The following is a 24,938-nucleotide window of genomic DNA, read 5'->3' on the forward strand; positions in this document are numbered from 1 at the left end:
CTTTACCCGACCCTCTGCCACCCCCCGCCCAAGGCGCGGAAGAGATCGACCTGGGCAAAGGCAACCGCGCGATCGGCCGAGGCGAGGTTGGCTTCGGCGTCCGCGAGCGTGCGTTGGGCGTCGAGGACGGTCAGGAAATCGATCTGCCCTTCCCGCTGGCGAGCGAGGCTGATGCGGGCGGCGCGATCGGCGGCGTTGCGTGCGGCCTGCAACGTGTCGCGGCGTTCCATGGCATGGGCATAGATGGACAGCGCGGTTTCGGTCTCCTCCAGCGCGCGCAGCACCGTGCCATCGAAGGTCGCGAGCTTTGCGGCGCTGTCGGCGCGCGCCGCGCCGATGCGGGCGCGGATCGCTTCCTGATTGGGGAAGGCCCAGTTGATGAGCGGTCCCAGCACCCAGCGGAGCGGACCGCCGCCCAATATGTCGCCGCCGCCAATGGCGGTCGTGCCGACCGCGCCGCCCAGCGAAATGCGCGGATAAAGGTCCGCCGTCGCCACCCCGATCCGTGCCGTGTCGGCGGCGAGGCGGCGTTCGGCGGCGCGGACATCGGGCCGCCGGGCCAGCAGCGCGCGACCATCGCCCACGGGAATGGGCTGGGCCAGGGTCGGCGTGGTGACGCTGGCGCGGATATCGGCGGGCAAGACTTGCGGTGTGCGCCCGGTCAGCGTCGCGAGTCGGAACAGGGCGGCATCCCGGTCAGCGGCAAGGCTTGGTACCAGCGCCTTTTGCTGGTCGCGCAAGGCTGTCACGCGGATCACGTCGAGCCGATCCGATCGGCCCGCGTCGAAGCGCGCGCCAGTGATGCGGATCGAGCGATCGAGCAGGTCGACCGTGCGCTGCGCCACGGCCAGCCGCTCGGCCGAAGATGTGGCGTCGACATAGGCGCGCACCGTATCGGCGACGACCGCCACGCGGACGGCGTCGGCATCCGCCTCGGCCGCGCCCAGGTCGCCGCGCGCCGCCTCGATCGAGCGCTTCACCCGGCCGAACAGATCGACCTCATAGCCGACGCTGAACCCCGCATCGACGGTGCGATTTTCCCGGTCGAGGCCGGGGAAGCTCTGCGCCGCTGCCGTGCGGCCATAGGTGACGGTGCCGTCGAGGCCGGTCGAGGGCAGCCGATCCGAGCGTGCGCCGCGCAGGGTGGAGCGTGCCCGCTCCAGCCGCGCCACCGCGACGCGGATATCGGTATTGGCGCGCAGCGCATCGCCCACTAGCTGGTCTAGCAGCGGGTCTTCATAGAGCCGCCACCAATCGCCCTGCGCCTCCGCCGTGCTGACGGCGGGGGTTGCCGTGCCGATGAAGGGCGCGGCGGCGGTGGGGGGCGTGACCGGCGGCCGATAGTCGGGGCCAGCGGCGCAGGCCGTGAGGGCAGTGGCTGCCAACAGGGCAGCGAACAGGGATTTGGTCATGACGTGGGTTCCTATTCGGCCGGTTGCAGCGCGGGAGCCTGGCCGCTCCGCCCGCGACGGGCGAAGCGGTCGCCAAGCGCGCGGCAGACGACATAGAAAGTGGGGGTGAAGAGCAGACCGAAGGCCGTGACCCCGGCCATGCCGAAGAAGACCGCCGTGCCCAAGGCCTGGCGAAGCTCGGCACCAGCCCCCTGCGCGATTACCAGCGGCACAGCGCCCAAGATGAAGGCGAAGCTGGTCATCAGGATCGGCCGCAGCCGGGTGCGCGCGGCCTGCACCGCCGCCTCGACGGGCGAGAGGCCCTGCTGTTCCTCGGCCTGCTTGGCGAATTCGACCACCAGAATGGCGTTCTTGGCCGCCAGCGCGATCAGCACGACCAGGCCGATTTGGGTGAGGATATTATTGTCCATTCCCCGCAAGTTCACGCCCAGCATCGCGGCCAACAGGCACATCGGCACGATCAGGATGATCGCCAGCGGCAGGGTCAGGCTTTCATATTGCGCGGCCAGCACCAGGAAGACGAAGAAGACCGCCATCCCGAACACCAGGCCCGCCGTATTGCCCGCCGTCGCCTGCTGATAGGCGATGCCGGTCCATTCCTGCGCATAGCCGGCGGGGAGCGCCGTTTCACCCAGCTTTTCGATGGTGCTGAGCGACTGGCCGGAGGAATAGCCCGGTGCCGTATCGCCATCGACCTCCACCGCAGGCAGCAGATTATAGCGGACGACGCGATAGGGGCCGGTCTTGTCCTGGAAGGTCGACAGGGAACCGAGCGGCACCATCGCGCCCGAATTGGACCGGGTCTTGAGGTTGGCGATGTCCGCCGTCGATCCGCGAAATGCCTGATCCGCCTGTGCCGTGACGCGATAGGTACGGCCCAGCAGGTTGAAGTCATTGACGAAGGCAGAACCAAGGTAAACCTGCATCGCTTCGAACACCCGTTCGGGCGGCACACCCAGCAGGTCGGCCTTGCGCCGGTCCACATCGGCGAAGATGCGCGGGGTGGCGACGTCGAACAGGGTATAGACTTGGGCGAGGCCGGGCGTCGTATTGGCCTTGCCGATATAGTCGGTGGCGACCTTGTTCAGCGCGTCATAGCCGCGCCCCTCGCGATCCTCGATCATCGTGCGATAGCCACCGGCCGAGCCGATGCCCTGGATGACGGGGGGCGGCACGAGAATGATGCGCGCTTTGTCATAGTCGCCGATCGCCTTGCCGGCCTGCTCCATGATCCCGGCATAGGTCGCCCCCACTTCCTTGCGTTCGGCAAAGCTGGTGAAGGGGAAGTAGATCGCCGCCGAATTGGGCGCGGCGGTCTGCGAAGGACCATGGAAGCCAGCGAACATCACCGCGCCGCGCAGCCCCTTGATCGGCAGGATCTTCTCCGCGACTTCGCGCGTCACCTTGTCGGTGCGTTCGAGCGATGCGCCGGGCGGAAGCTGGACCACGGCCAGGAAATAGCCTTGATCCTGCGCGGGGATGAAGCCGCCGGGGGTGACCCAGAATAACGCGATGGTTGCGGCGATCAGGCCCGCATAGGTGAGCAGCATCTTCTTGGGCCGGGCGACCAGGAAGCGGGTGAGGCTGGCATAGCGATCGCTCATCCGTTCAAAGCCGCGGTTGAAGGCGTCAGCGGCCTTTTGCAGCCACCGCTTCCAGCGCGGGGCGTCCGCTGCTGGTGCATCATTTCCGTGCTTGGGCTTCAGCAGCAGGGCAGCGGCGGCGGGCGAGAGGGTGAGCGAAAGCAGCAGCGAGATGACCGTCGCCGTCGAGATGGTGACGGCGAATTGCTGGTAGAAAGCGCCAGAGATTCCGGTGATGAACAGCGTCGGCACGAACACCGCGCACAGCACCAGCACGATCGCGACCAGCGCGCCCGCCACTTCGTCCATCGAGAAGCGCGCGGCCTCCAATGGAGACATGCCTTCCTCGATATTGCGTTCGACATTTTCGACCACGACGATGGCGTCATCGACAACGATGCCGATCGCCAGCACCAGGCCGAAGAGCGAGAGATTGTTGAGCGAGTAGCCGACCGCCGCCAGCATCGTCGCGGTGCCGATCAGCGAAACCGGGATGGCGATGATCGGAATGACCGCCGCGCGCCAATTTTGGAGGAAGATGAGGATGACGAGGACGACCAGGATCACCGCCTCGAACAGCGTGTCATAAACCGCGTCGATCGACTGGCTGATGAACTCGGTCGGATTGTAGATAACGCTATATTCCAGCCCTTTGGGAAAGCGCTGGGACAGGCTGTCCATTTCCGCCTTCACCTTCTCCGCCGCGTCGAGCGCGTTGGAGCCGGGACGCTGCATGACCGCGATGACGACCGTGGGCTTGCCGGACAGATAGGTGTTGATGCCATAATCCTGCGCGCCGAGTTCTACGCGAGCGACGTCGGCCACGCGGACTTGATGCCCATCGGCGTCCGTGCGGATGACGATATTGGCAAATTGCTGGGGTTCGTTCAGGCGGCCCTGCATCTCGACGCCAAGCTGGAAGGCTTCGCCGCTGTCATAAGGCGGCTGGCCGATGGCACCTGCGGACACCTGCACATTCTGCGCGCGCAGGGCGGCGACGATCTCGCCCGCCGTCAGGTTGAGCGCGGCGGCGCGACCAGGGTCGATCCACACGCGCATCGCATAGTCGCGCGCGCCGAACAGTTGCACGTCGCCCACGCCGTCGAGCCGCGCGAGGCGATCACGCACTTGCGTCAGGGCATAGTTGGAGAGGTAGTTGCGGTCGAGCGATCCGTCGGGCGACTGGAGATTGACGACCATCAGGAAGTCGGGCGATGTCTTGCGCGTGACGACCCCTAAGCGCTGCACCTCTTCGGGCAGGCGCGGGATGGCAACCGCCACGCGGTTCTGCACCAGCACCTGCGCGGCATCCAGGTCGGTGCCGATCTTGAAGGTGACGGTGATCGTGACTTTGCCATCGCCGGTCGACTGGCTGCTGACATAGAGCATATCATCGACGCCGTTGATTTCCTGCTCGATCGGCGCGGCGATGGTCTGGGCCACCGTTTCGGCCGATGCGCCGGGATATTGCGCGCTGACCGTCACGGTCGGCGGCACGATGTCGGGATATTGGGCGACGGGCAGCCCGATGAAGGCGAGCGCGCCGACCACCGTGATGATCACGGCGATCACGGCCGCAAAGATCGGCCGGTCGATGAAGAAGCGGGAGAAACGCATGGGCGTTATCCTTGGGAAATGGGTTTAGCGCGCAAAGGTCGCCTGGGCGGCGGCGGGTGCGGCGGCCGGATCGACGGGCGTCACGGGCGTCGGCTGCGGGACGATCGGCGCGGCGCGCACCGCGACCTTGGTGCCGGGCATGGCCGCCTGAACATTGCCGACGATGACGCGGTCCTGCGGCGTCAGGCCGGACCGGATGATCCGCAGGCCATCCACGACCGGGCCGAGTTCGACCGGCTTGGCGGACACGCTGTCATCCTTGCCTACGACCAGCACCGTCTTGCGCGCCTGGTCGGACTGGATCGCGGCGTCCGGCACCAGCAAGGCGCGGGTCGTGCCGCCGCTGGCAAGCCGCATATTGCCGAACAGGCCGGGCGCGAGGAACATCCCCGGATTGGCAAAGGTCGCGCGCACCCGGATCGTGCCCGAACGCGGGTCGAGGCCATTGTCGGTGAAGTCCAGCTTGCCCTTCCACTTATAGTCGGTTTCGTCCTGCAAGCGGACCTCGACCGCGGTTGCGCCATCGCCATCCGCCCGGTCACGCTGCGCCTTGAGGAACAGCGCCTCGGATGCGTCGAAGGTGAAGTAGATCGGATCGAGCGCATTGATCGTCGTCAGCAATGTCGCGCTGGCGCCGTCGCCCCCGGCCACCAGATTGCCGATGTCGATGCGCCGGTCGGACACGCGGCCGCCGATCGGGGCGCGGACCTGGGTAAATTCCATGTCGAGCGAGCGCTGGCGCGCGCGCGCCTCGGCAGCGGCCAGCGCAGCCTGTGCGGATTGCAGCCGGGCGCGCAAGGCATCGACTTCGCTCGCTGAAATGGCTTCGTCGCCGGTCAGCCGCTGAACGCGGGCATAATCCGAACGGGCGAGCGCCAAGGTGCTGCGGGCGGCGGCCACGTCGGCCTGCGCTTCGGCCAGCGCGGCGCGGAACGGGCGTTGGTCGATCGTGAAAAGCAACTGGCCCTTGCGCACGACATCCCCGTCGCGAAAGTGGAGCGCGGTGACCGCGCCCGATACGCGCGGCCGTATTTCGACGGTCTGGCTGGGGGCAAAGCGACCGACATATTCGTCCCACTGGGTCACTTCGCGCGCGAGCGGCGCGGAGATGCCGACGGTGGCAATCGGCGTGGCCGCAGCCTGGGCATCGGGTTGGTCCAGCCATTTCCAGGCGGCACCGGCGACGAGGACCAGCGCAATCGCGGCCATCGCGCCGCCGCGCCGGGACAGGCGGCGCTGCCTGGATGGCGAAATTTCGCTGGCGGTGTCGGCATGGATGGGGGCGAGCATGTTCATGGGCGAACCTTTCGTCCACGGGCGCTGCGGCCCGCGCTGATGGTGGCGAGCAGCAATTCGAGCTGGTCGGCGGTGAAACCGGCCTCTTGCGCGTCGGCAAGGGCGGAAGGGGTGACGGCATAGCCGCGATGCCAGGCCTCGACCGACAAACGACGCAGCGCCTCCAGCCGTTCGCTGGCCAGCACCGGGCTTGGGCGCGGGCCGAAAATCAGCGCGCTCCATGTGTCCCAGCTGCCGGGGCGGCGCAGGGTGGAGAGCCGATCGCCCTTTGCCAGCGCCACCACCTGCCATTCCAAAGGCTCAAGCGTGGCAGTTTCGGTCGTGTCCGGCATCGCCAGGCATGCGGATAGGGGCGCTCCAGCCATGGGCTGGGCGAAATCTATAAAAGCCATGTGTTACGTCCTCCCTGGACGGCACCAGTGATGAAAAGAGCGCAGCCGATCGCGCCGACCGGACATACGCAGAGCGTCCGGCAGATGAGCGATGGCCGTAACCTACGCGCAGGTGCGCGGAGCTATCGAACGAGAATATCGGTGGGGGGTGCGACGCCCTGTTGGGCTACCGCTATAAGTCGGTCAGGGACCGCCTCTGATGATGGGGCAGCGCATAATTACCTCCCTGAAGCCTGTCGGCTCAGTGGTTCATTCCATACTTATCGGTATATAATGAGATGCTGCGCCGCGTCAATCGGAATAACATACCGATCGGTAATTATTTATCGCAGGTGAATGAGATCACCATTTAACGACTGCAGGCCTTACCGTCCCGGCCACATGGCAAGCGTGGTCTGGACCAGTCTTTCCAGCGTTTCGCGCGATGCGCCGCCCGAAGCCTGGACCGCCATGCCCTGCATCACCGTCGAGAGATAACAGGACATCGCCTCCGGCTCGATGCCGTCGGGCAGGTCGCCCTCCTCCTTCGCCTGCACGAACCGCGCGAGCAAGGCGGCGTTTGACGAGGCGCGGCGCTTCAACACTTCGTCGCGGATGCAGTCCGCCTCGGTCACGCCAGCCACGGTGCTGATGACGCCTAAACAACCCTGCGGCTCGCTGTCGCTACATTGCATGGCAAGCGAACCGCGCAGCAATCGCTCTGCCACGCCGCGCGCCGTGGGGGCTTCCAACGCCGTCTTCACATAGCAGAGCTTCTCGGTCTCATAAAGGTCGAGCGCTTGCCGAAACAGGGCTTCCTTGTTGCCGAAACAGGCATAGAGGCTGGGACGCGTGATCCCCATCGCCTCGGTCAGTTCCGAAATCGACGCACCTTCATAGCCACGCCGCCAGAAGACCTGCAGCGCCGCGGCCAAGGCCTGTGCCGGATCAAATTCACGCGGGCGACCGCGAGACGTGGTTGCAACCTGTTCCATACCGATCGGTATATAGTATGACGATGGCCAAAGGTCCAGAGAGCGGCTCTCCCGGTGCGCCTAGGTTTGACGCATAGGCTGGCGGACGCTACCGCCGCCGACGATGATCGCCCTTCTCTCCCCCGCCAAGACGCTCGACTTTGAGCGCCCCCTTCCGCCGGTCGAGGCGTCCACGCCGCATTTTGCCGAGGAAGCGCAAAGCCTCGCACGCTCCGCCGCCAATCTGTCGCAAAAGCGGTTGTCGGAGCTGATGCACATCTCCCCGCGCCTCGCCAAGCTCAACGCCGACCGGTTCCGCGACTTTGCCGACCTGCCGGAACGACCGGCGCTGTTCGCCTTTGCCGGCGACGTCTATACCGGCTTTGAGGTGGACACGCTGGATGAGGCGGGCGTTGCGTTCGCGCAGGACCATCTGCGCCTGTTGTCGGGTCTCTATGGCCTGTTGCGACCGCTCGACGCGATCCGGCCCTACCGGCTGGAAATGGGCACGCGCTGGGCACCGCGTCACAAGGCTCTGACCGACTGGTGGGGCGATCGGATCGCGCAATTGCTGCTGACCCAGCTGGCTGAGGAAGGATCAGGCGTCATCCTAAACCTCGCCAGCCAGGAATATTTCGCGGCGGTGAAGGACAAGCTGCCGGGCGTGCGGGTGATCGACGTCGATTTTCGCGAACCCGGCCCCAATGGTCCCCGGTTCATCAGCTTCAATGCGAAGCGTGCGCGCGGGATGATGGCGCGCTGGTTGTGCGAACATCATGTGACAGACGTGGATGCGATGCGCGGCTTCGACAGCGACGGCTATCGCTTCGACGCTGATGAAAGCGCGCCTGATCGCTGGCGCTTTACCCGATCATGAGCGGTGCTGGCAAAAGCGCCGCCGTCATCATCGGTGCGTCGGGCGGCATGGGCGGCGCGCTGGAAGCCGCGCTGATCGAGGAAGGCCTGTTCGACGTCGTGCATGGCTTCGCGCGATCGCGCAGCGGCAACCATCATCTCGACCTGCTCGATGAGGCCAGCATCGCGGCAGCGGCCGCTTATGTCGCCCAAGGCCCTGCGCCGAGCCTCGTCATCGTCGCGACCGGCCTGCTCCATCGGGGCGACCAGCAGCCCGAAAAGGCGCTGTCCGATCTCGACCCGGACTGGCTGGCGCAGCTTTATGCCGTCAACGCGATCGGCCCGACGATCGTCGCCAAGCATTTCCTGCCGATCATGCCGAAAGTCGGACGCACCGTCTTTGCGGCCCTGTCGGCGCGGGTGGGATCGATCGGCGACAATCGGCTTGGCGGGTGGCATGGCTATCGCGCGTCGAAGGCCGCGCTCAACATGCTGGTGCGCAACCTTGCGATCGAGGAGCGCCGCCGCAATGATCGCGCCATCGTCGTGACCTTGCATCCCGGCACGGTCGACACCGCATTGTCGCGCCCGTTCCAGAACAATGTTCCCAAGGGTCAACTCTCCGATCCAGAGCGTGCCGCGTTGCAATTGCTGGACGTGATCGAAGGGTTGAAGGTGCCCGACAGTGGAAAGCTGTTCGACTTCCAGGGTGAGGAAGTGCCGTTCTGACGGTGAAAAGCTGGGAAGCCGCCGGAAATTTGGCGGCGCAGTGGATCAGGACTGTTGCTGAACAGTAAACCGATGTGTCGATACTATTATTTCATCGTAATTTTCGCAATTAGCGATTTGATCCGATGGCGGTGCATCGCTACTTGGACCGCAAGCCACTGGGGCGGCCCGTGACCCGGCGACGTCGGGTTCACTGCGCCAGGGCAGAATTATAGACAAAAACGTCATTAGGAGCTGAGCAGCGCCATCCAGGGTATCGCCATGGATGGCTTTATTATGCTCTTGATGATGCAGCGCGCCCTTGTGGTGTCGGCTGTGTTTTGGATCATGTTGTTACGCGGTGGGACATTCGAATATGGCGGCTCCGGTCGATGTGCGATTGCGCGACTTCTTTGCCTGGGCGGGGCCGATCATCCCCAGCCGCGACCAGTTGCGGATCACCGCATCCGACACGGTCGCGTCCGGCCCATTGATCCCGTAAAAGGGTCCAGCAGCCACCGCTGGGAAAAAGTCGGCGCGATTGGCGGCCAGCGCGGTACGGAAGTCATCGAAGACAGCGATCGGTGTGCCGCTCGGATTGGCATCTGTCTGCACCATCAGCGGCGACACTACGGTGACCAGCGCCGCCTTGGCGACGCGACTCTGCGGTTCGTCGAATTGCGCCACATAGCGAGCAACGTTGCCGCCTCCGGTCGAATGACCGATGTGGATAGCATTCCGTAAATCGAGATGTTGGACGACGGCAGACGCATCCGCGGCATCGTGGTCCATGTCGTGCCCCGTGGCGACCTGTGCCGAACGGCCATGACCGCGACGAACGCTGGCTTATACCTTGTAGCCAGTCGTTGCAAAAGCGGACCGTCTACACTTGGGAAACGAACATCTGGCTTTGAGTAACCGGCCTGGGGCGAGGCTGGTCATTGCTTTTCACCGACATCTTTGGAGTGGATCCGCCAATACCCCGAAGGCTCCGGTCGCGCTGGTTTCAGTTCAGGACGTCCGCGCCACCAAAAACGATCTGGTTGCGTGTTTGCGGTTGAAACAGCCCATAGAGAAATTTTCCACCTTCTGCGCTGACCACATCGAGCGCTGCAACATGCCTGTCCGATAATTGAAGCTGAAGCGCTGAGACATTGTCCGTCACCTGTTCGGCACGACTGACGCCCATCAATGTCGAGACGACGCCGGGGCGACCGACGACCCAGGCGATGGCGACCCGCGCTGACGTCTCGCCCAGTTCTGCCGCCACCCGCTTGACCTCGTCGACGATCCGCCAGTTACGTTCGGTGAACAACGTGTCGCCAAAGGGATTATCCCTATCAAGCCGTTTGCTACCTTCTGCGCGCGATACCTGTCCCTCATCGCCCGCATTGGGAACGCCACCTTCACGCGCTGGACTGGCTTCAACCATGGCCCGGTCATATTTGCCGGTCAGGAGGCCATAAGCGAGGGGACTCCAGGGGACGAGGCCCATGCCGAACGCGCGGCCAAGCGGCACATGTTCGTCCTCCACACCGCGCTCCACCAAGGAGTAGAAATATTGAAGACCGATGGGCGCAGGCAGTCCCTGTGCCCGCGCCAGCGTGGCGAGTTGCGCCACATACCAGGCGGGGCTGTTGGACAGGCCCCAATAGCGGATCTTGCCGGACTGGATGAGGCCGCTCATCGTCTGGAGCAACTCTTCCGCCGGGGTGATGCCGTCCCAGATGTGAATCCAGTATAGGTCAATGAAATCGGTCTTCAGCCGCTTGAGCGAACCCTCGACGGCGGCATGGATATGGCGCGCGCCGTTTCCGCCCTGATGGAAGCCCTTGCCCGTGCTGAAGCCTGACTTGGTGGCGATAACCATACGCTCACGCAGGCCAGCGTCGGCGATGAATTTTCCCACCATTTCCTCCGACGCGCCGCCTGAATAGACATTGGCGGTGTCGATGAAATTGCCACCGAGATCGACATAGCGGTCAAACACCGCGCGGCTGGCATTTCCGTCCATGCCCCAGCGCGGCGTTCCAAATGTCATCGTGCCGAGCGCAAGAGGGCTGACGAGCAGGCCGGACGAGCCAAGAGGGCGAAGGGATTGAAGGTTCACGGGCAGTCTCCATCGGCGGTTGCTAAAGGGTATATGGATTGTGCGACCCGATAGGATTAGACGATCGAACTTGCATGGGTTGCTGAAGGATTTTCATATATGGATCGCGATCTCTGGTCGGGCCTCGCGATATTCGGGGAAATCGTGGAGGCGGGCAGCTTCGCCAAGGCAGCGACGCGGCTTGGCCTTTCTGCCTCCGCGCTCAGCCATGCGATGCGCGTGCTGGAAAGGAAGCTGGATCTGCGACTGCTCGATCGCACGACCCGTTCGCTGGCACCGACCAGCGCCGGCGAAGCGCTGCTCCTGCGATTGCGACCCGCCATGGCGTCGGTCGAGGAAGTGCTGGGTTTGCTTGATGGGGCACGCGAGCATCCTGCGGGGCGCGTGCGGGTCAATGCCCATCGCCCCGCTGCCGTCCACCTCATCATGCCGCGACTGCCTGCGCTGGCGCGCGACTGTCCCGATGTCTTGGTCGAGTTGGTGGTCAATGACGGCTTCGTTGATATCGTCGCCGAACGTTTCGACTGCGGCGTCCGGCATGCACAAGGGCTTCAAGGGGACATGATCTCGGTACGGATTAGCAATCCGGTGCCGCTGATCTTCGTTGCGTCGCCGCACTATCTCGCTGATCATGGTCGGCCGGAGCATCCCGATGACCTCGCTCAGCACCGCTGCGTCAGCTATCGCCACGCCAGTTCGGGCGCTTTGCACCGCTGGGAGTTCGAGCAGAACGGCATAACATCAGAGCGTGCCATGCCCCACAATTTCGTCACCAACGATGTCGATGTGATGCGCGACGCCGCGCTGGCGGGTCTCGGCGTTGCTTGCCTGATCAAGGCGCAGGCGTCGCACCATCTTATGGCAGGTGATCTCATCGAGGTTCTAAGCGGCTGGGCGCCAACGCTTCCGCCCAACCATCTCTACTATCCAAACCGGCGCCAACCGACGGCCGCATTTCGCGCCTTCCTGGCTGCCATGCGCCTTTAATGTCCGCAGCCTGTCAAACAGGCTCGATACTGGTGTGGTGCCGCTAGGAATGTATCCGTTGGATCATCCCAAGTTCCAGCCAGTTCAGCAACATTGTGCCGGCATTGGTCGCGACATCAGCAGCGTCGAAATACTTCATCAGCGCGACGCAGACTTCGCCGAATGCGCCGCCTTGCTGAAGGTTTGCCAATGCGAACCCTTCTGCTTCGGCAACAAGGCCGAATACCGGTTGCTCGCCTTCGCGCCACAGCAGCAACCACTTGGGCTCGCGCAGCCTTTCCAGCGCCGGAGCCTGTTGTGAATCGGCCAATGTTTCCCAAAGCCGGGCAAGATCATATGTGACCGGTCGCAAGGCTGTGCCGGGAATGAGTTCGAGCCGCAGTTCGTCCCATTGCCGGGCATCGAAGTCCGCCGTCGTGGCAGCAAAATCGGTCGGCGTCATTGGCGCACCGTCGGCGGCGGTGAATGCGCAGTGCATTTCCCATTCCAGCCACGCCACCTCGCCCACGTCGGGATCATTGGCGAACAGTTCGGCGCAGGTTTCGGCAAATCCCGCACCGGCCAGGTCAATGGTCCAGCTCGTAGGCGGATGCGTGATCAGATGATGCGCGGCCGCCTGGCTGAAGGCATGGTCGCCCACCAGCCTTGCGGTGCGTTCGAACGTGTTCCGCAAGACATCGATAAGCCGCGTTCGATAGGCATTGCGATAGACGGCCATACCCGCGGCGCGGCGCGCATCCCATCCCATTGGCAAGAGCGCGCCGTCATCAAGCAGACAGGCCAAAAATTCGTCCTGCGCGCGCAAAAGCTGGGTCATAGTGCCATCTCTACGCGCGTGGTGGCGGCAATCGTGCGGGCACGGTCAAGTTCTGCCAAAAGGTCCGGCAGCGGCGGGATAGCATCGTCCCGCTCGATCATCACGGCCACCTCGCCAAGCTGGCCAATGGCTAAACCATAAAGGTTCCAAACAGCGTCGCAAACGGGCCGGTCGTGCGTGTCGATGACGATCTCGCCCGGCGTGTGCCCGGCCAGATGCACCTGCCGCACCCTGTCGGCGGGTATGCCTGAAAGGTAGGCCTCAGGATCGAAACCATGGTTGCAGGCGCTGACGTAGATATTGTTGATGTCGAGCAGCAGGTAACAGCCCGTCTTGCGGCTCATCTCGGCCAGGAATTCCCACTCTGTCATCTCGTCTTCCGGAAACGTCAGATAGCTTGACGGGTTTTCGAACAGCATTGCCCGTCCGAGCGTTGCCTGCGCGCGGTCGATGTTGTCGCATACGACATTGATCGCCGCGCGGGTCAATGGCAGCGGGAGCAGATCATGGCTGTTATGCGCGCTGGTGCGCGTCCAGCACAGATGATCGGACACCCACAGAGGCTCGATCCGATCCGCCAGCGCCTTGAGCCGGACCAGATGATCGCCGTCGAGCCCATGTACCGAGCCGATCGACATGGATACGCCATGCAGGATGACCGGATGCTTGGCGCGCACCTGTTCCAGCACGCGCAGCGGCCGCCCGCCATCGACCATGAAGTTTTCGGATATGACCTCGACAAAATCGACGGCGACATCGCCCGCGAGAAAATCACGGTAGTGATCGCGGCGCAGGCCAAGGCCGAACCCACTGAATGTGGCGATATCTGTCATGGCGAAAGTCCTCATGCGTCAAAAGCGGTCCGGCGGGCCGTGGGGGCAAAGGCCCGCCGGACCAGGGTCGGATCAGCCGAGGTCGCCGATCGTTCCGCCCTTCGTGAGACACTCACCTGCCTTCATTGCCTTGAAGCCGTGGCCCTTGCAGGCATTTTGGCCCTTGCATTCATGCTCAGCCGTGGCGCAGTCGGAATTGCCCTTGCAGCTATGCAGGCCATAGCAATGCACGGTGTCGCTGGTGCCGAGGGCGCGGCCTTTGCTTCCGGTCGGCGCGTCGGCCGCGAAGGCCGAAAATGAGCTGAGCGCTATGGCGGCTGCGGCAGCGGCGATGGATGCGGTGCGGGTCTTGGTGGTCATGTCAGCGGCTCCTTGAAAACGATGGTGCGTGATCGCACGCCATGATGTTCGCCCTCGCGCGCTGGCCGGTTACAGCGGCAATTATTATTCTCTGCCTGTAACGGTCCCGGCTCGCCCGGCGAAAGAGGGGGCATGCACCGCCTGGACAACCGTCTAGCGCTGCCCCCCAAAGCCGGAGAGCATATCATGAAGACCGCCACTATCGCCCGCATTGCCGGACTTGCCACAACCGCCGCTCTGGCAGCCGGCGTCGCCACCACCCCCGTCGCCGCGCAGAAGGTGCCGATGGAAAAATGCTATGGCATCGCCAAGGCTGGGCAGAATGATTGCTCCGCTGGCGCTGGCACGAGCTGCGCCGGAACCTCGACCCGCGACTATCAGGGCAACGCCTGGAAGCTGGTCAAGCAGGGCATGTGCGTGAAGACCAAGACGCCGATGGGCAATGGCTCGCTGACGCCGATCAATCGCTGATACGCAGCCATCAGAGGGGCCAGCACATGCAGCACATCGCCACATTGTACGATCGGATCGTAGCCATCGCCGCATCGCGCTTGGCGGAGGGGGGAGCGCTGCTGCTGGCCCGGATCGCGCTCGCCGGGATATTCTGGCGATCGGGCCGGAGCAAAGTGACGGAGGACAGTTTTTTCGAGATCAGCGACTCAACCCGCTATCTGTTCGAAAATGACTATGCCGCCGTCCCGCTACCGCCTGAAATCGCTGCGCCACTGGCAACGCTGGGCGAGCATCTGTTCCCGGTGCTGCTAGTGATCGGGCTGGCAACCCGGCTCTCGGCCGGCGCGCTGCTCGCAATGACGCTCGTCATCCAGATTTTCGTGTATCCGCAAGCCTGGTGGACGACGCATATCCTGTGGGCCGCGCTGGCAGCGGTGCTGATCGTGCGCGGCGGCGGCGTGCTGTCGCTCGACGCGCTGTTTGGCCATTGGCGGCATCGGCGCGCATGAACGGTCACAGGGAGAGGGAACGGCGATGATCGCGGACGAGCCTACCTTCGCCCGGCTCATGATTGCGAGCCAGGGCGGCGACCGGCGTGCCTACACCGTGCTGCTGACCGAGGCGCAGTTCTGGCTTGAACGCTTCTTCCGCCGCCGCGTGCCCCCGGCGCAGATCGACGATCTGGTGCAGGACGTGCTGCTTGCCATTCATGCCAAGCGCGCGACCTGGGATGAAACACGGGCCTTCCTGCCGTGGCTCGCGGCCATCGCCCGCTATCGCTGGGTCGATCATTTGCGCCGGGTTTACCGCTCCAGCGAAAGTGAACTCGGCAATCATGATGCCCCTGCGGACAGCGAGGAGGAAGCCGTGCTGGCCCGGATGAGCCTTGACCGGCTTTTCGTGCAACTCTCCCCGGCACAGTGCAACGCAATCGAACTGGTGAAAATCGAAGGACTTTCCGTTACCGAGGCGGCCATGCGCACCGGCCAGAGCGAAAGTCTGATCAAAGTGAACATTCATCGCGGCCTCAGGAAACTGTCCGCGCTCGTCGAAGAGGCTGACTGACCATGCCCCCCCGTCCCAACCCCCTCATCGCACAACTCGCAGGCGAGCTTGAGCCAGTGCGCCCCTTGCGCATGCGTCATGGTCTGGCGCTGGTAGCGGTTGCAACCATGCTGACGATCGCCGCGATTGCGCTGTGGCAGGGCTTGTGGAGCGGCCCTGCAAATGGGCAGGCGGCCGCCATCTTCTTTATCGCCAACGGGCTTATCGCGCTGGTCGGGCTTGCCGCGGCGCGGGCGGTGGTTCGCATGGCGGCTCCGCGTGTCGGTGCCCGACAGGATGGCTTGCGCTGGCTGCTAGCGGCGCTTGCTATCTTGCCCGTCACCGCCCTGTTGCTGATGGCGCTGGAGGGGACAGTCGGCAGACACGACCACGCGACGGATGGGCTGAACTGCTTCATCGCCGGAACCGTTAGCGGCGTTGGCGTGGCGGCAGCGCTAGTCGTTTGGCTGCGCCGTGGTGCACCGGTTGCTCCCAATCTAGCCGGGTTCTACACCGGCATAGCGGCGGGGGCGCTGGGCAGTTTTGCGCACGGCATGTCATGCCCATTCGACACCATCGGGCACCTGGGCATCTGGCACGTTGCGCCCGTGGCCGTGTCAGCCGCGCTGGGGCGCATCGCCGTACCAGCCTTGATACGGTGGTAAAATCTTGCAGCGCGTGCTGGCATGATTTGAGGTCGAAGGTCGGTTCCAGGCCTGTAGATCGGCGTTGCATGCACACCCATGGCAGGCATTCGGCGTTCACTCGGTCCGCGTCACTGCACATCATGTCGCGAACAACTCTATCGAATCCAGATAATCCAACAACGCCCGTATCCGCGTCGCCGCGCGATCCTCCGCCGCATAGAGGGCGTGAATGTCCTCGCCATCGCCAGGATTGAACTCTTTCAACACCTCGACCAGCCGCTCGGCCTTAATGTCAGCTGCGACGTGAAAGGCTCCATGTCGGGCAATGCCGCAGCCCGCGACAGCCATCTGCCGGACCACCTCGCCCGAATTGCCGAAGAAGCGTCCTTCCACTGGCTTTTGCACGATGCGCCCTTCGACCTGGAACGGCCAGCTATCGATCGAACGACGAAAGCTGAACCGCAGGCAGTCATGTTGGTCGAGATCGTCAGGAATCTGAGGGACGCCGCGACGCGCGAGATAGTCCGGGCTGGCGACCAGTGCCATGCGGCTATGCCCCAGCTTTTTTGCGCGCAGCCGCGTGTCGCGCAACGGACCGATGCGGATTGCGATGTCCGCTCGCTTCTCCACCAGATCAACGATGCTGTCGGTTAGCGTCAGTTCGACCTTCACGGCCGGATAGCGTTCAGCAAAGCCGGGAAGGGCCGGGATCAGGCATTGGACCCCGAAGGATGGCGAGGCGTTGACGCGCAGCAGCCCCCGCGCGACCTGATTTGCCTGACCTAGGCTTTTCTCAACTTCTGCCATTTCCGCAATCAGGGTGCTTATCCGATCGCGATAGGCCACGCCCTCTGTCGTCAAGGCCAGCGCGCGCGTGGTGCGCCGCAGAAGCGTAACGGCGAGCCGCTTCTCCAGCCGCGCGACGGATCGGCTGACGGCCAAGGGGGTGAGACGCAGCATGCGTGCGGCATTTGCAAAGCTACCCTCCGCCGAAACGGTCAGAAATATCTCAATGTCGCCAAAACGATTATCCATGATTTGAATTCACTTCTGAAGTGATGAGACGCATTCTAGGCATCAATGATGAAGATGTCTATTTCCCGTCCAGTTGATCGCCACTGTCAGGAATAAATCATGGACCTCAAACTCAACGGCAAAACCGCCATCGTCACCGGATCGACCGCCGGGATCGGCCTTGCGATAGCCAAACGCCTCTCTGCCGAGGGTGTCGCGGTTACCATCACCGGTCGCAACCAGGTGAAGCTGGAGGCAGCCGCCACGGAGATCGGCGGCAGCGTTAATCCCGTCCTTGCCGATCCTGCAACCGCCGAAGGTGCCGCCGCCCTCATCGCCGCCGTTCCCGACACCGACATCCTCGTCAATAATCTTGGTATCTATGAAGCCAAGGACTTTGCCGACATCACGGACGAGGACTGGCATCATATATTTGAGGTCAACGTCGTCAGCGGCGCTCGCCTCGCCCGGCATTATTTCCCTTTGATGTTGCAGAAAAATTGGGGTCGCGTGCTTTTCATTGCCAGCGAAAGCGGTCTTCTGCCGCCCGCCGAGATGATCCATTACGGCATGACAAAGTCAGCACAGCTTTCCATCTCGCGTGGTCTTGCCGAACAAACACGGGGAACGGGCGTCACGGTCAACAGTATATTGCCCGGACCGACCCGTTCGGAGGGGATTGTCGATTTCATCCGCTCTGTTGTCGAACATAAGGATGCACCGGAAGCCGAACGGGAGGTCGAATTCTTCACCAAGCTGCGCCCCTTGTCGCTCATCAAGAGACTGATCGAGGCAGACGAAGTCGGCGCGATGGTCGCCTATCTCGCAAGTCCGCTTGCCGCTGCAACCAATGGCGCGGCTCTCCGGGTCGAGGGTGGGATCATACCCACTATCGCCTGATTGGGCGGCGGGTTCAAATTGGTAAACGGTCCCGTCTCTGGTCTTCTTGGCCATTCAAAACTGAAACGCGCCGGGATTGTCGGAGGCTCCAACTCCTGAGAAGGCGGAGCCGTTATGAGCAAGATAACGAACAAGTTTTCACCCGAGGTACGCGCCCGTGCGGTGCGGATGATACTGGATCACGAAGGCGATTATCCGTCGCGCTGGTCGGCCGTGGTGTCGGTTGCCGACAAGATCGGCTGCGCACCACAGACCCTTCACGAGTGGGTGAATAAGGCCGAGGTCGACAGCGGCAAGCGTGCCGACCGATACGGCAGACAAGCCGAAGGCGCTGGAGCGCGAGAACCGCGAGCTGCGGCAGGTCTTCGTAAGGCGTCAGCATATTTTGCGCTGGCGGAGTTCGACCGCCCGTTCAAGCTATGATCGCGTTTATCGATGATCAGCGTGCCGTTCATGGGGTCGAGCCGATCTGCAAGGTCTTGCCGATCGCCCCTTCCACCTACCACAAGCATGTCGCGCAGCGACTGGATCCATTGCGCCTTTCGGCGCGGGCAAGACGTGACCTGGCGCTCAAGCCCGAGATCGCGCGCGTGTTCGCCGAGAACTTCGCGGTCTACGGCGTGCGCAAGGTCTGGCGGCAGATGAACCGTGAAGGGTTCGCCGTAGCCCGCTGCACCGTTAAGCGGCTGATGCGCGATATAGGCTTGGCAGGGATGATCCGTGGCAAGCCGATGCGCACCACGATCAGCGACAAGACGGCACCTTGCCCGCTGGACCACGTCAACCGCCAGTTCCACGCACCAGCGCCGAACCGGCTGTGGGTCTCCGATTTTACCTACGTCTCGACCTGGGGCGGGTTCGTCTATGTCGCGTTCGTGATCGACGTATACGCCCGCTATATCGTTGGTTGGCGGGTCAGCAGAACGGCTCATGCCAGCTTCGTGCTGGATGCCTTGGAGCAGGCCTTGCACGATCGTCGGCCAGTTCATCGTGGCGGCCTGGTTCACCACAGCGACCGTGGATCGCAATACGTATCCATAAAATATACCGAACGCCTTGCCGAAGCCGGCTTAGAACCATCGGTCGGCAGTGTCGGCGACAGCTATGACAGCGCTTTGGCCGAGACGATCAATTGCCTTTACAAGGCCGAAGTGATCCACCGGCGGGGACCATGGCGCAACTTCGAGGCCGTCGAGTTCGCCACGCTCGAATGGGTCGACTGGTTCAACCACCGGCGATTGCTGGAGCCCATCGGTAACATCCCACCTGCCGAAGCCGAGCAACGATACTATGCCACGATGGACGATATCCTCATGGTCGCGTAACTTAAACCAAATGGCCTCCGGCAATCCCGGTGCGGTTCACTATTGCTCGCGGGCTGCGTATCGATGGGCACGAACTACGATGTTGCGGCAGTCGATCGCCTACAGGTCGGCATGACTAAAGCGCAGGTGATCGGTCTGCTCGGTCAGCCCAATCAGGTCGTAACCAACTCCGATGGGAGCGAACGCCTTGTATGGGTGCATTCGACCGGATCGATGTTCGGAGCGAATGCCCGGTCTGTGGGATTGCAGTTCGGACCAGATGGTAGGCTGACCGACATTCCTCAGCAGTCGGCCCAATAGGTCCGCTATAAAGCGCACTACATTGATCCTCGCTGTGCTATGCGCCGGGTGCAGCAGCGCCTCATCGCAGACAGCCGAAGCAACGGCCCCCGGCTAGGCGAATAGATCATGATGCTTGCGCACCCGGCGCTCATCATCCCCCGGCTGGATGACTTCCATGCGCACGGTGTCGCGGCCTGTCGCATCGTACCGATGTTGGCAGGAGCAGCCATGAAGATGGCCTCGCTATCGTCTGCAACCTCGTTCTCGGCGCGGCGGCGCACGAACAGCAAGGAGGCCTTCACGCTTGCGCTCGAGTGCTGGAACGCGGCTTGGGGAAGGGAGATCACCGCCAGAATCTGGAAGCGCTCCATAACCCAATCCCGGACGCCCTGCAGCGATCCATTGGTCAGGATGCCGTCCGGCACGACAATCACCGCGCGCCCGGTGCCGGGTTTCAGAAAATCGTGGATGCGCTCAAGGAACAGGATTTCGGTCTTGACGCTGGCGCGCTGCTTGACCGCCACTTTACCCGCCTTTTGCTTCTCACCATCGCCCGAGGCGGTCTTGCCAAGATGGCGGCTGAGGTCAAATCGATCGATATAGGCCTGCCCCTTTTCCGCGGCCTTGACCACCGCTCCGAAGGGTGGGTTGGTCAGGATGATGTCAAAGGTTTCAGAGCCTGATTCATAATTATCCGATGAAATTTCATAGCCTTGCGATGCGGCGCGCGAATAGCTGTATGGAGGCTATGAACAGCCACGCATTTGCCGATGCGATGGTCCGTTCAAAGTCCTTTGCGAGCCGACGGTTGCGGTTCAGCCAAGCCAGTGTTCGCTCGACGACCCAGCGGCGCGGAAGAACCACAAAGCCTTTTGCACCATCGGATCGCTTGACGATCTCGACAGTCCATTTGCCGATACGCCGGAGCGCTTGCCTGAGCTTGTCGCCAGCGTAGCCGCCATCGGCAAAGACATGGCGCAGCCATGGAAAGCGGTGGATGATTTCACGCAGGACCAGCGGCGCGCCGTCGCGGTCCTGAATGTCGGCGGTATGGATCACCGCATGAACCAAATGACCCTCGGTGTCGGTGAGGATGTGGCGCTTGCGCCCCTTGATTTTCTTGCCTGCGTCAAAGCCGCGCGGGCCGCCACTTTCCGTTGTTTTCACGCTCTGACTATCGATCACGCCAGCACTGGGCGAAGCCTCTCGGCCCGTCGCTTCACGCGCCATCAATAGCAGGGTATGATTGAGCGAGAGCCACAGTTTGTTATCGCGCCACAGGTAAAACCAGCGCCGAACCGTCGAGACCGGCGGAAAGCAGGGTGGCAGCATTCGCCACGGCAGCCCCCCACGCAGCAGATATAGGATCGCCTCAACGATCCGTCGCAGCGGCCATTTGCGCGGACGGCCTACGTGGGAGGGTGGCGGCAAGAAAGGTTCGAGCACCGACCATTCGGCATCGGTCAAATCGCTTGGCAAAGTCAGTCCCGCGCGGGCATATTGCGCCCGAGTGGTATCGGTCCACATCGTTGATCTCCGGAAGTTTGTTGCAAAACCCCTGAATCAACGACTGCCGCAAGCGTCAAGCTAACCCGCTGATACCACTCAACTTAGTTTCGGATCGGGCTCTCAGGCTTGAGGTCCCGGTTGATCTTCTCCAGCACAGGCCAATCTTCCAGCCCGTCAGCTGCCACGACATTGGTGTGCCCATCGTCATGGAGGATCATGTTCATCTTAGCGACGCGACTGATTTCGTCGTTGATCTCGATCCCGAATAGCCGCTTTTCGGCGAAGTCATGCCACTTGCGGAAGCGCAGCACCTCATTCTTGATGCTGGCCGCCTGATGCCGAACATGATCCATCGCGTAAAGCAGGAAGCCGCCCGATCCGCATGACGTGTCCAGCACATAGTCCTCGGCCTGCGGCGGCATCTTGGCCACGCAGAACTGAATGATTTCGCGCGGGGTGAAATACTGGCCGAAATCGCCCTTGAAAAACCCACCAAGGAACCGCTCGAAAGCCACCCCCTTGGTATCGAGGTCGGTCGCGGAAAAGTTGACGCTTTCAAGGTGCTCGACGCACATCTTGATAGTGAGATCGTCGATTTTCAGACGCTCGGTGAAAACGTCCTTTTCCCGCTCCATCTCCGCGTCATAAAGCTTGCGGATGCGCGCACCGAGATCGATCGGTGTTGATCTGGAAATCATAGACCGTACCGTCATCGCTTTCGGCCACCCGTCTTTCGTCGCGCACCTTGATGAAGATCAGCTTGCAGAACTTTCCGAATGCAGCGGGCGGCGACAAGCGACCGCCGCCCCAAAGGGTTTGATGGGTCTTGTCGATAGCCGCGATCAGGTCGCCCTTTTCAACGGCAGCAATGTCGCGCTTGCCGTCAACGCCACCCTTCACAAACTTGTATGGCGGCGGCTTGCCATAGTTGATCGGAAGGTCGGCAACCTGATTTCCATCGCGTTCAAGCGCACCGAATTTTTCCGCGCAGTCAAGAAAGCGGCGGGTGGCGCCGGCGACTACGCCGACATAGGCCGCGCGGAATTTGTGGGCGTTGCCATTGCCCCATGCCTGTTCAACCGCTTGGTTGAAGATGGCAGCCGCGATAGGCTTGCCACCGTAGCTTTCGGCTTTGCATTCAATGACGGCGAAGGGGCGTTTGCATTCATCATCATGGAAGACGACAAGATCGGCGAAGTCATTGGGTGACCGATCCGGAACCGTCACCTCCACGCCAATGCGTCGGGCAGGGTAGCCGTATCGATAGATCAGTTCTGCATAATACTCCGCGCGAACCTTTTCCTCAGGGTCAGACCAACGTTCGGCGATCCACCGCAAGATAGCGGATATATTCAATGCCCCGATCTGACTTTTCGATCCGAATGTCTTTGTTCGTTAATGCGGTGTCGAGAAAAGTTATGGATAGCCCCTTTGATCCCTGCCTAATTGTCGCCGGGCGGACAGGCAAGAAGACAAGGGATAAATGCGTCAGCGAGGCGGAAGATTCTCATGTCTGACTGACGCTGAATTGATCTGATGCCCCATTGGTGCCCCGCCGGAAGGCGTAGCCCGCAAATCACATCTAAGTCGTTGAAAAATGGTGGACGCACTTGGGCTCGAACCAAGGACCCGCTGATTAAGAGTTAGCATTATATCGTAGGATGTCCGCCACTAATTTCCCGATAATGCCTGTTTCACTGGCATTTATACCATCTGACGTTATCACATTTTGTTGCATATCTGATTGCTGGTGATTACTATCTGATTGCTGGTTCGGCTGGGCGGCAGTGGAGGCGTCGATCGCACTCTTTGAAAATCGCCCGGTTAAGAACTGACAAAACTGACAAAACCGGGGCGATCATGGCGAAGGCGGCAATTACGAAGCGGGCGGTAGATGCGGCGAAGCCAGCCGGGACCGATCAATTCATCTGGGATGATGGCCGCGAGGCAACGCCCGGCTTCGGCCTGAAAATTACGCCAGCCGGAAGCAAGGTCTATGTGTTCCAGTATCGTTTGGCCCGCCCCGGTGAAGCTGCCCGCACGCCAGCGAAGCGTTACACAATCGGCAAACATGGTCAGCTTACCCCGGATCAGGCTCGCCGTCGCGCCCGCGAACTGGCTGCCATGGTTGCGACCGGCATCGATCCCTTGCAGGCGGAGAAGGCAGCCCATCAGGAAAATGATCGGCTGATGCGTGAAGCGGCTGATCGTATCCGACTTGACGGGGAATTGGCGTTCAGTCGTTACGCCGCGATCTGGTTGGACCACTATGAGAACGAGAAGGAGCGCCGCCCGTCCAGCGTCCGGCTGGCGCGCTCAATCGTCAACAATCATCTGAAACCCGCGCTGGCTGATAAGCCCATGCCACATATCGGCAGGGCCGACCTCCAGCCGATCCTTGATGCAATTCCTGTAGGTCGAAAGGGGATCAGGCGCGCCGTATTTGCATATGCGTCAGTCCTTTTCGGCTGGGCAGCGAAGCGCGGAGACATCGCGAGCAACCCGCTTGGCGATATGGCGAAGCCAGAAGCCCCCAAGGCTCGCGACCGTGTGCTTGCTGATGATGAGGTTGCGCGGATATGGCGCGCGGCCTTCAAGCTGTCCGATCCGTTCGGACCATTCTTTCGCCTGTTGATCCTTACCGGGCAGCGCCGCAACGAAGTGACTGGATTGAACTGGGTCGAATTGGACCGGGCATTGGCGACGTGGGTTATTCCAGCCGCGCGCGCGAAGAACCATGTCGCCCATATCGTGCCGCTGTCTCCGATGGCTTTGGCGGAACTGGATCGGCTGGCCCGGTTGGGTGAGCGTGATGCAGATGGCAACGAGATCGTATCATGGCCGAAGGCAGGCTTTGCCCTGACCACGACCGGGCGGACTCCTATCAGCGGCATCACCAAGGCGAAGCGGGCATTGGATGAGGCGGTGGCGAAGGCTGACGTCGGGCAAGATGAAAAGCACATCGCTAGTATCGCGCCCGCGCGCGCGCGTAGTGCTCCCGAAACGACACGGGACGCGCTTGCCGCATGGCGAATCCATGATCTGCGCAGGACCGTTGCAACGGGTTTCCAACGGCTGGGCATCCGCTTTGAAGTGACCGAAGCAATCCTGAACCATGTTAGTGGCGCGAAGGGCGGGATTGCGGGCATTTACCAGCGCCATGACTGGAAAGAGGAAAAGCGCGCCGCTCTGGAAGCGTGGGCGCGGCATGTGGCCGGGATCATCACGCCAGCCGGAAAGGATAATGTCGTGTCTTTGGACGCGGCGAAGAGATCGGCATGAGCCGATAACAAGCGGCCCGACAAGGTGGTGGAACACTTCGCCGGGCCTGCCACGACCGATCATCAGGAGATCGAATATGGCTGATGCAGCACTAGAATTGAACCCTCTACCTGACAATCTGAATGTCGTTCCTATTCGTCCTGGCTTTGCAATTCCTGCTTCATCTGATCGTCCAGTCGCGCGTGGCGTTCGGCTGGTGTGTGGAGACGGGATAGACCCTGCGAACGTGTTTACGGCGGCTTGGCTGGACGCCAATATCGCGCGGGCCGTGCGTGATCTGATAGAGGCGCAATGGCTTCGTGAATATCGATCGCACGACAATGGCGGCTCCATGAAGGAAGAGCGAGAAGTCGCATTTGCCAATATGCAGAGCGCCGTATTCGGTTTGGCCTTCACACCGGCAATGAACAAGCGCCAGTTGGATCAGAAAAAGAAGGCAATCGGGAGCGCCTGGCTTCGGGCGGAGGGGCGGCTCTATGATGGATTACGCAGTGCCGTCGCGGCAGACGAAGCCCGCTTGACCCGGCGCGCGCAATCCTGATGATCGAAAAGGGGATAG

General features: G+C 62.3%; 25 protein-coding genes, 2 pseudogenes and 1 other annotated feature. Of the genes and pseudogenes, 12 read left to right on the plus strand and 15 right to left on the minus strand.

Going from position 1 to position 24,938, the window contains the following annotated elements; all coding sequences use genetic code 11:
- Positions 1-2 precede the first annotated feature (2 nt).
- The 5 genes from OVY48_RS18210 to OVY48_RS18230 all read right to left on the minus strand — a co-directional run bounded on the left by OVY48_RS18210 (position 3) and on the right by OVY48_RS18230 (position 7,274).
- A complete protein-coding gene (locus OVY48_RS18210) occupies positions 3-1,412 on the minus strand; it encodes a TolC family protein (protein WP_313923883.1) in 1,410 nt (469 codons plus the stop codon).
- Between the two features lie 11 nt (positions 1,413-1,423).
- Positions 1,424-4,612, minus strand: a complete 3,189-nt coding sequence (locus OVY48_RS18215; RefSeq protein WP_313923884.1) for a multidrug efflux RND transporter permease subunit — start codon at positions 4,610-4,612, stop codon at positions 1,424-1,426.
- 24 nt (positions 4,613-4,636) lie between these two features.
- Complete coding sequence (locus OVY48_RS18220; RefSeq protein WP_313923885.1) at positions 4,637-5,908, minus strand: efflux RND transporter periplasmic adaptor subunit; 1,272 nt, start codon at positions 5,906-5,908, stop codon at positions 4,637-4,639.
- The gene (locus OVY48_RS18225) at positions 5,905-6,300 is read right to left on the minus strand and encodes a hypothetical protein (protein WP_313923886.1); all 396 of its coding nucleotides are present in this window, start codon (positions 6,298-6,300) and stop codon (positions 5,905-5,907) included. Before OVY48_RS18225 ends, OVY48_RS18220 begins: the two co-directional genes overlap by 4 nt.
- Positions 6,301-6,665: 365 nt before the next feature.
- Positions 6,666-7,274 (minus strand): TetR/AcrR family transcriptional regulator, encoded by a 609-nt coding sequence (locus OVY48_RS18230; protein ID WP_096060689.1) that lies wholly within the window; start codon positions 7,272-7,274, stop codon positions 6,666-6,668.
- 103 nt (positions 7,275-7,377) lie between these two features.
- Between OVY48_RS18230 and yaaA the strand changes: the two genes are divergently transcribed.
- Both yaaA and OVY48_RS18240 read left to right on the plus strand, forming a co-directional pair.
- Positions 7,378-8,130: a peroxide stress protein YaaA gene (yaaA, locus tag OVY48_RS18235; RefSeq protein ID WP_313923887.1), complete on the plus strand. Its 753-nt coding sequence runs from the start codon at positions 7,378-7,380 to the stop codon at positions 8,128-8,130.
- On the plus strand, positions 8,127-8,837 hold the full coding sequence (locus tag OVY48_RS18240; protein WP_313923888.1) for an SDR family NAD(P)-dependent oxidoreductase: 711 nt from the start codon (positions 8,127-8,129) through the stop codon (positions 8,835-8,837). The genes yaaA and OVY48_RS18240 overlap by 4 nt, the downstream gene beginning before the upstream one ends.
- Before the next feature lie 393 nt (positions 8,838-9,230).
- Here OVY48_RS18240 and OVY48_RS18245 read toward each other — a convergent pair.
- Together OVY48_RS18245 and OVY48_RS18250 are read right to left on the minus strand one after the other, a co-directional pair.
- Positions 9,231-9,653, minus strand: a pseudogene (locus OVY48_RS18245) (alpha/beta fold hydrolase); the annotation flags it as partial.
- Between the two features lie 169 nt (positions 9,654-9,822).
- Positions 9,823-10,926, minus strand: coding sequence for an aldo/keto reductase (locus OVY48_RS18250; protein WP_313923889.1), 1,104 nt, complete (start codon positions 10,924-10,926; stop codon positions 9,823-9,825).
- A gap of 99 nt (positions 10,927-11,025) precedes the next feature.
- On the opposite strand from OVY48_RS18250, the gene OVY48_RS18255 reads away from it, so the two are divergent.
- Complete coding sequence (locus OVY48_RS18255; RefSeq protein WP_313923890.1) at positions 11,026-11,913, plus strand: LysR family transcriptional regulator; 888 nt, start codon at positions 11,026-11,028, stop codon at positions 11,911-11,913.
- 43 nt (positions 11,914-11,956) lie between these two features.
- On the opposite strand, the gene OVY48_RS18260 is transcribed toward OVY48_RS18255, so the two are convergent.
- The 3 genes from OVY48_RS18260 to OVY48_RS18270 all read right to left on the minus strand — a co-directional run bounded on the left by OVY48_RS18260 (position 11,957) and on the right by OVY48_RS18270 (position 13,923).
- Positions 11,957-12,730, minus strand: coding sequence for a DNA-binding domain-containing protein (locus tag OVY48_RS18260; protein WP_313923891.1), 774 nt, complete (start codon positions 12,728-12,730; stop codon positions 11,957-11,959).
- Positions 12,727-13,563, minus strand: coding sequence for a DUF692 domain-containing protein (locus OVY48_RS18265; protein WP_313923892.1), 837 nt, complete (start codon positions 13,561-13,563; stop codon positions 12,727-12,729). The genes OVY48_RS18260 and OVY48_RS18265 overlap by 4 nt, the downstream gene beginning before the upstream one ends.
- A gap of 72 nt (positions 13,564-13,635) precedes the next feature.
- A complete protein-coding gene (locus OVY48_RS18270; RefSeq protein WP_096064067.1) occupies positions 13,636-13,923 on the minus strand; it encodes a hypothetical protein in 288 nt (95 codons plus the stop codon).
- Between the two features lie 186 nt (positions 13,924-14,109).
- Here OVY48_RS18270 and OVY48_RS18275 point away from each other — a divergent pair, with 186 nt between their 5' ends.
- From OVY48_RS18275 to OVY48_RS18290, 4 genes are read left to right on the plus strand one after another with little or no spacing between them, the layout of a single operon-like run.
- Positions 14,110-14,394 (plus strand): DUF2282 domain-containing protein, encoded by a 285-nt coding sequence (locus tag OVY48_RS18275; RefSeq protein WP_069064247.1) that lies wholly within the window; start codon positions 14,110-14,112, stop codon positions 14,392-14,394.
- Between the two features lie 26 nt (positions 14,395-14,420).
- The gene (locus tag OVY48_RS18280) at positions 14,421-14,885 is read left to right on the plus strand and encodes a DoxX family protein (protein ID WP_096064066.1); all 465 of its coding nucleotides are present in this window, start codon (positions 14,421-14,423) and stop codon (positions 14,883-14,885) included.
- 25 nt (positions 14,886-14,910) lie between these two features.
- A complete protein-coding gene (locus OVY48_RS18285) occupies positions 14,911-15,441 on the plus strand; it encodes a sigma-70 family RNA polymerase sigma factor (RefSeq protein WP_313923893.1) in 531 nt (176 codons plus the stop codon).
- A gap of 2 nt (positions 15,442-15,443) precedes the next feature.
- Positions 15,444-16,085: a DUF1109 domain-containing protein gene (locus tag OVY48_RS18290; protein WP_313923894.1), complete on the plus strand. Its 642-nt coding sequence runs from the start codon at positions 15,444-15,446 to the stop codon at positions 16,083-16,085.
- Between the two features lie 120 nt (positions 16,086-16,205).
- Here the strand turns inward: OVY48_RS18290 and OVY48_RS18295 are convergent, their stop codons facing one another.
- Positions 16,206-17,102, minus strand: a complete 897-nt coding sequence (locus tag OVY48_RS18295) for a LysR family transcriptional regulator (RefSeq protein ID WP_313923896.1) — start codon at positions 17,100-17,102, stop codon at positions 16,206-16,208.
- A gap of 99 nt (positions 17,103-17,201) precedes the next feature.
- Between OVY48_RS18295 and OVY48_RS18300 the strand changes: the two genes are divergently transcribed.
- The 3 genes and pseudogenes from OVY48_RS18300 to bamE all read left to right on the plus strand — a co-directional run bounded on the left by OVY48_RS18300 (position 17,202) and on the right by bamE (position 19,606).
- Positions 17,202-17,981, plus strand: a complete 780-nt coding sequence (locus OVY48_RS18300) for an SDR family oxidoreductase (RefSeq protein ID WP_313923898.1) — start codon at positions 17,202-17,204, stop codon at positions 17,979-17,981.
- 114 nt (positions 17,982-18,095) lie between these two features.
- Positions 18,096-19,306: pseudogene (locus OVY48_RS18305) on the plus strand (IS3 family transposase).
- Positions 18,359-18,475 (plus strand) — a sequence feature (AL1L pseudoknot). (Overlaps the previous pseudogene by 117 nt.)
- A gap of 63 nt (positions 19,307-19,369) precedes the next feature.
- Positions 19,370-19,606: an outer membrane protein assembly factor BamE gene (gene bamE / locus OVY48_RS23900; protein ID WP_409593436.1), complete on the plus strand. Its 237-nt coding sequence runs from the start codon at positions 19,370-19,372 to the stop codon at positions 19,604-19,606.
- A 17-nt stretch (positions 19,607-19,623) separates the two neighbouring features.
- Here bamE and OVY48_RS18310 read toward each other — a convergent pair whose 3' ends face one another.
- The 4 genes from OVY48_RS18310 to OVY48_RS18325 all read right to left on the minus strand — a co-directional run bounded on the left by OVY48_RS18310 (position 19,624) and on the right by OVY48_RS18325 (position 22,435).
- Complete coding sequence (locus OVY48_RS18310) at positions 19,624-20,292, minus strand: N-6 DNA methylase (protein ID WP_313924840.1); 669 nt, start codon at positions 20,290-20,292, stop codon at positions 19,624-19,626.
- 1 nt (position 20,293) lies between these two features.
- Positions 20,294-21,115, minus strand: coding sequence for an IS5 family transposase (locus OVY48_RS18315; protein ID WP_043155528.1), 822 nt, complete (start codon positions 21,113-21,115; stop codon positions 20,294-20,296).
- 83 nt (positions 21,116-21,198) lie between these two features.
- The gene (locus tag OVY48_RS18320; protein WP_313923899.1) at positions 21,199-21,795 is read right to left on the minus strand and encodes an N-6 DNA methylase; all 597 of its coding nucleotides are present in this window, start codon (positions 21,793-21,795) and stop codon (positions 21,199-21,201) included.
- Positions 21,740-22,435 carry a type I restriction enzyme HsdR N-terminal domain-containing protein gene (locus OVY48_RS18325; RefSeq protein ID WP_313923900.1) on the minus strand — a complete coding sequence of 232 codons (696 nt, stop codon included), beginning with the start codon at positions 22,433-22,435 and terminating at the stop codon, positions 21,740-21,742. Before OVY48_RS18325 ends, OVY48_RS18320 begins: the two co-directional genes overlap by 56 nt.
- 522 nt (positions 22,436-22,957) lie before the next feature.
- Between OVY48_RS18325 and OVY48_RS18330 the strand changes: the two genes are divergently transcribed.
- Together OVY48_RS18330 and OVY48_RS18335 are read left to right on the plus strand one after the other, a co-directional pair.
- On the plus strand, positions 22,958-24,379 hold the full coding sequence (locus OVY48_RS18330) for an integrase arm-type DNA-binding domain-containing protein (protein WP_313923901.1): 1,422 nt from the start codon (positions 22,958-22,960) through the stop codon (positions 24,377-24,379).
- Positions 24,380-24,455: 76 nt separating this feature from the next.
- A complete protein-coding gene (locus OVY48_RS18335; protein WP_313923902.1) occupies positions 24,456-24,920 on the plus strand; it encodes a hypothetical protein in 465 nt (154 codons plus the stop codon).
- The last annotated feature ends 18 nt before the right edge of the window (positions 24,921-24,938 follow it).

Origin of the sequence: Sphingobium sp. SA2, from assembly GCF_032227065.1 — a bacterium.
Lineage (GTDB): Bacteria > Pseudomonadota > Alphaproteobacteria > Sphingomonadales > Sphingomonadaceae > Sphingobium.

What these genes read in the sequence shown, in the direction of transcription:
- OVY48_RS18210 (WP_313923883.1), bottom strand. Translation starts at nt 1,412, where the DNA reads ATGACCAAATCCCTGTTCGCTGCCCTGTTGGCAGCCACTGCCCTCACG.
- OVY48_RS18215 (WP_313923884.1), bottom strand. Translation starts at nt 4,612, where the DNA reads ATGCGTTTCTCCCGCTTCTTCATCGACCGGCCGATCTTTGCGGCCGTG.
- OVY48_RS18220 (WP_313923885.1), bottom strand. Translation starts at nt 5,908, where the DNA reads ATGAACATGCTCGCCCCCATCCATGCCGACACCGCCAGCGAAATTTCG.
- OVY48_RS18225 (WP_313923886.1), bottom strand. Translation starts at nt 6,300, where the DNA reads ATGGCTTTTATAGATTTCGCCCAGCCCATGGCTGGAGCGCCCCTATCC.
- OVY48_RS18230 (WP_096060689.1), bottom strand. Translation starts at nt 7,274, where the DNA reads ATGGAACAGGTTGCAACCACGTCTCGCGGTCGCCCGCGTGAATTTGAT.
- yaaA (WP_313923887.1), top strand. Translation starts at nt 7,378, where the DNA reads ATGATCGCCCTTCTCTCCCCCGCCAAGACGCTCGACTTTGAGCGCCCC.
- OVY48_RS18240 (WP_313923888.1), top strand. Translation starts at nt 8,127, where the DNA reads ATGAGCGGTGCTGGCAAAAGCGCCGCCGTCATCATCGGTGCGTCGGGC.
- OVY48_RS18255 (WP_313923890.1), top strand. Translation starts at nt 11,026, where the DNA reads ATGGATCGCGATCTCTGGTCGGGCCTCGCGATATTCGGGGAAATCGTG.
- OVY48_RS18260 (WP_313923891.1), bottom strand. Translation starts at nt 12,730, where the DNA reads ATGACCCAGCTTTTGCGCGCGCAGGACGAATTTTTGGCCTGTCTGCTT.
- OVY48_RS18265 (WP_313923892.1), bottom strand. Translation starts at nt 13,563, where the DNA reads ATGACAGATATCGCCACATTCAGTGGGTTCGGCCTTGGCCTGCGCCGC.
- OVY48_RS18270 (WP_096064067.1), bottom strand. Translation starts at nt 13,923, where the DNA reads ATGACCACCAAGACCCGCACCGCATCCATCGCCGCTGCCGCAGCCGCC.
- OVY48_RS18275 (WP_069064247.1), top strand. Translation starts at nt 14,110, where the DNA reads ATGAAGACCGCCACTATCGCCCGCATTGCCGGACTTGCCACAACCGCC.
- OVY48_RS18280 (WP_096064066.1), top strand. Translation starts at nt 14,421, where the DNA reads ATGCAGCACATCGCCACATTGTACGATCGGATCGTAGCCATCGCCGCA.
- OVY48_RS18285 (WP_313923893.1), top strand. Translation starts at nt 14,911, where the DNA reads ATGATCGCGGACGAGCCTACCTTCGCCCGGCTCATGATTGCGAGCCAG.
- OVY48_RS18290 (WP_313923894.1), top strand. Translation starts at nt 15,444, where the DNA reads ATGCCCCCCCGTCCCAACCCCCTCATCGCACAACTCGCAGGCGAGCTT.
- OVY48_RS18295 (WP_313923896.1), bottom strand. Translation starts at nt 17,102, where the DNA reads ATGGATAATCGTTTTGGCGACATTGAGATATTTCTGACCGTTTCGGCG.
- OVY48_RS18300 (WP_313923898.1), top strand. Translation starts at nt 17,202, where the DNA reads ATGGACCTCAAACTCAACGGCAAAACCGCCATCGTCACCGGATCGACC.
- bamE (WP_409593436.1), top strand. Translation starts at nt 19,370, where the DNA reads ATGGGCACGAACTACGATGTTGCGGCAGTCGATCGCCTACAGGTCGGC.
- OVY48_RS18315 (WP_043155528.1), bottom strand. Translation starts at nt 21,115, where the DNA reads ATGTGGACCGATACCACTCGGGCGCAATATGCCCGCGCGGGACTGACT.
- OVY48_RS18320 (WP_313923899.1), bottom strand. Translation starts at nt 21,795, where the DNA reads ATGATTTCCAGATCAACACCGATCGATCTCGGTGCGCGCATCCGCAAG.
- OVY48_RS18330 (WP_313923901.1), top strand. Translation starts at nt 22,958, where the DNA reads ATGGCGAAGGCGGCAATTACGAAGCGGGCGGTAGATGCGGCGAAGCCA.
- OVY48_RS18335 (WP_313923902.1), top strand. Translation starts at nt 24,456, where the DNA reads ATGGCTGATGCAGCACTAGAATTGAACCCTCTACCTGACAATCTGAAT.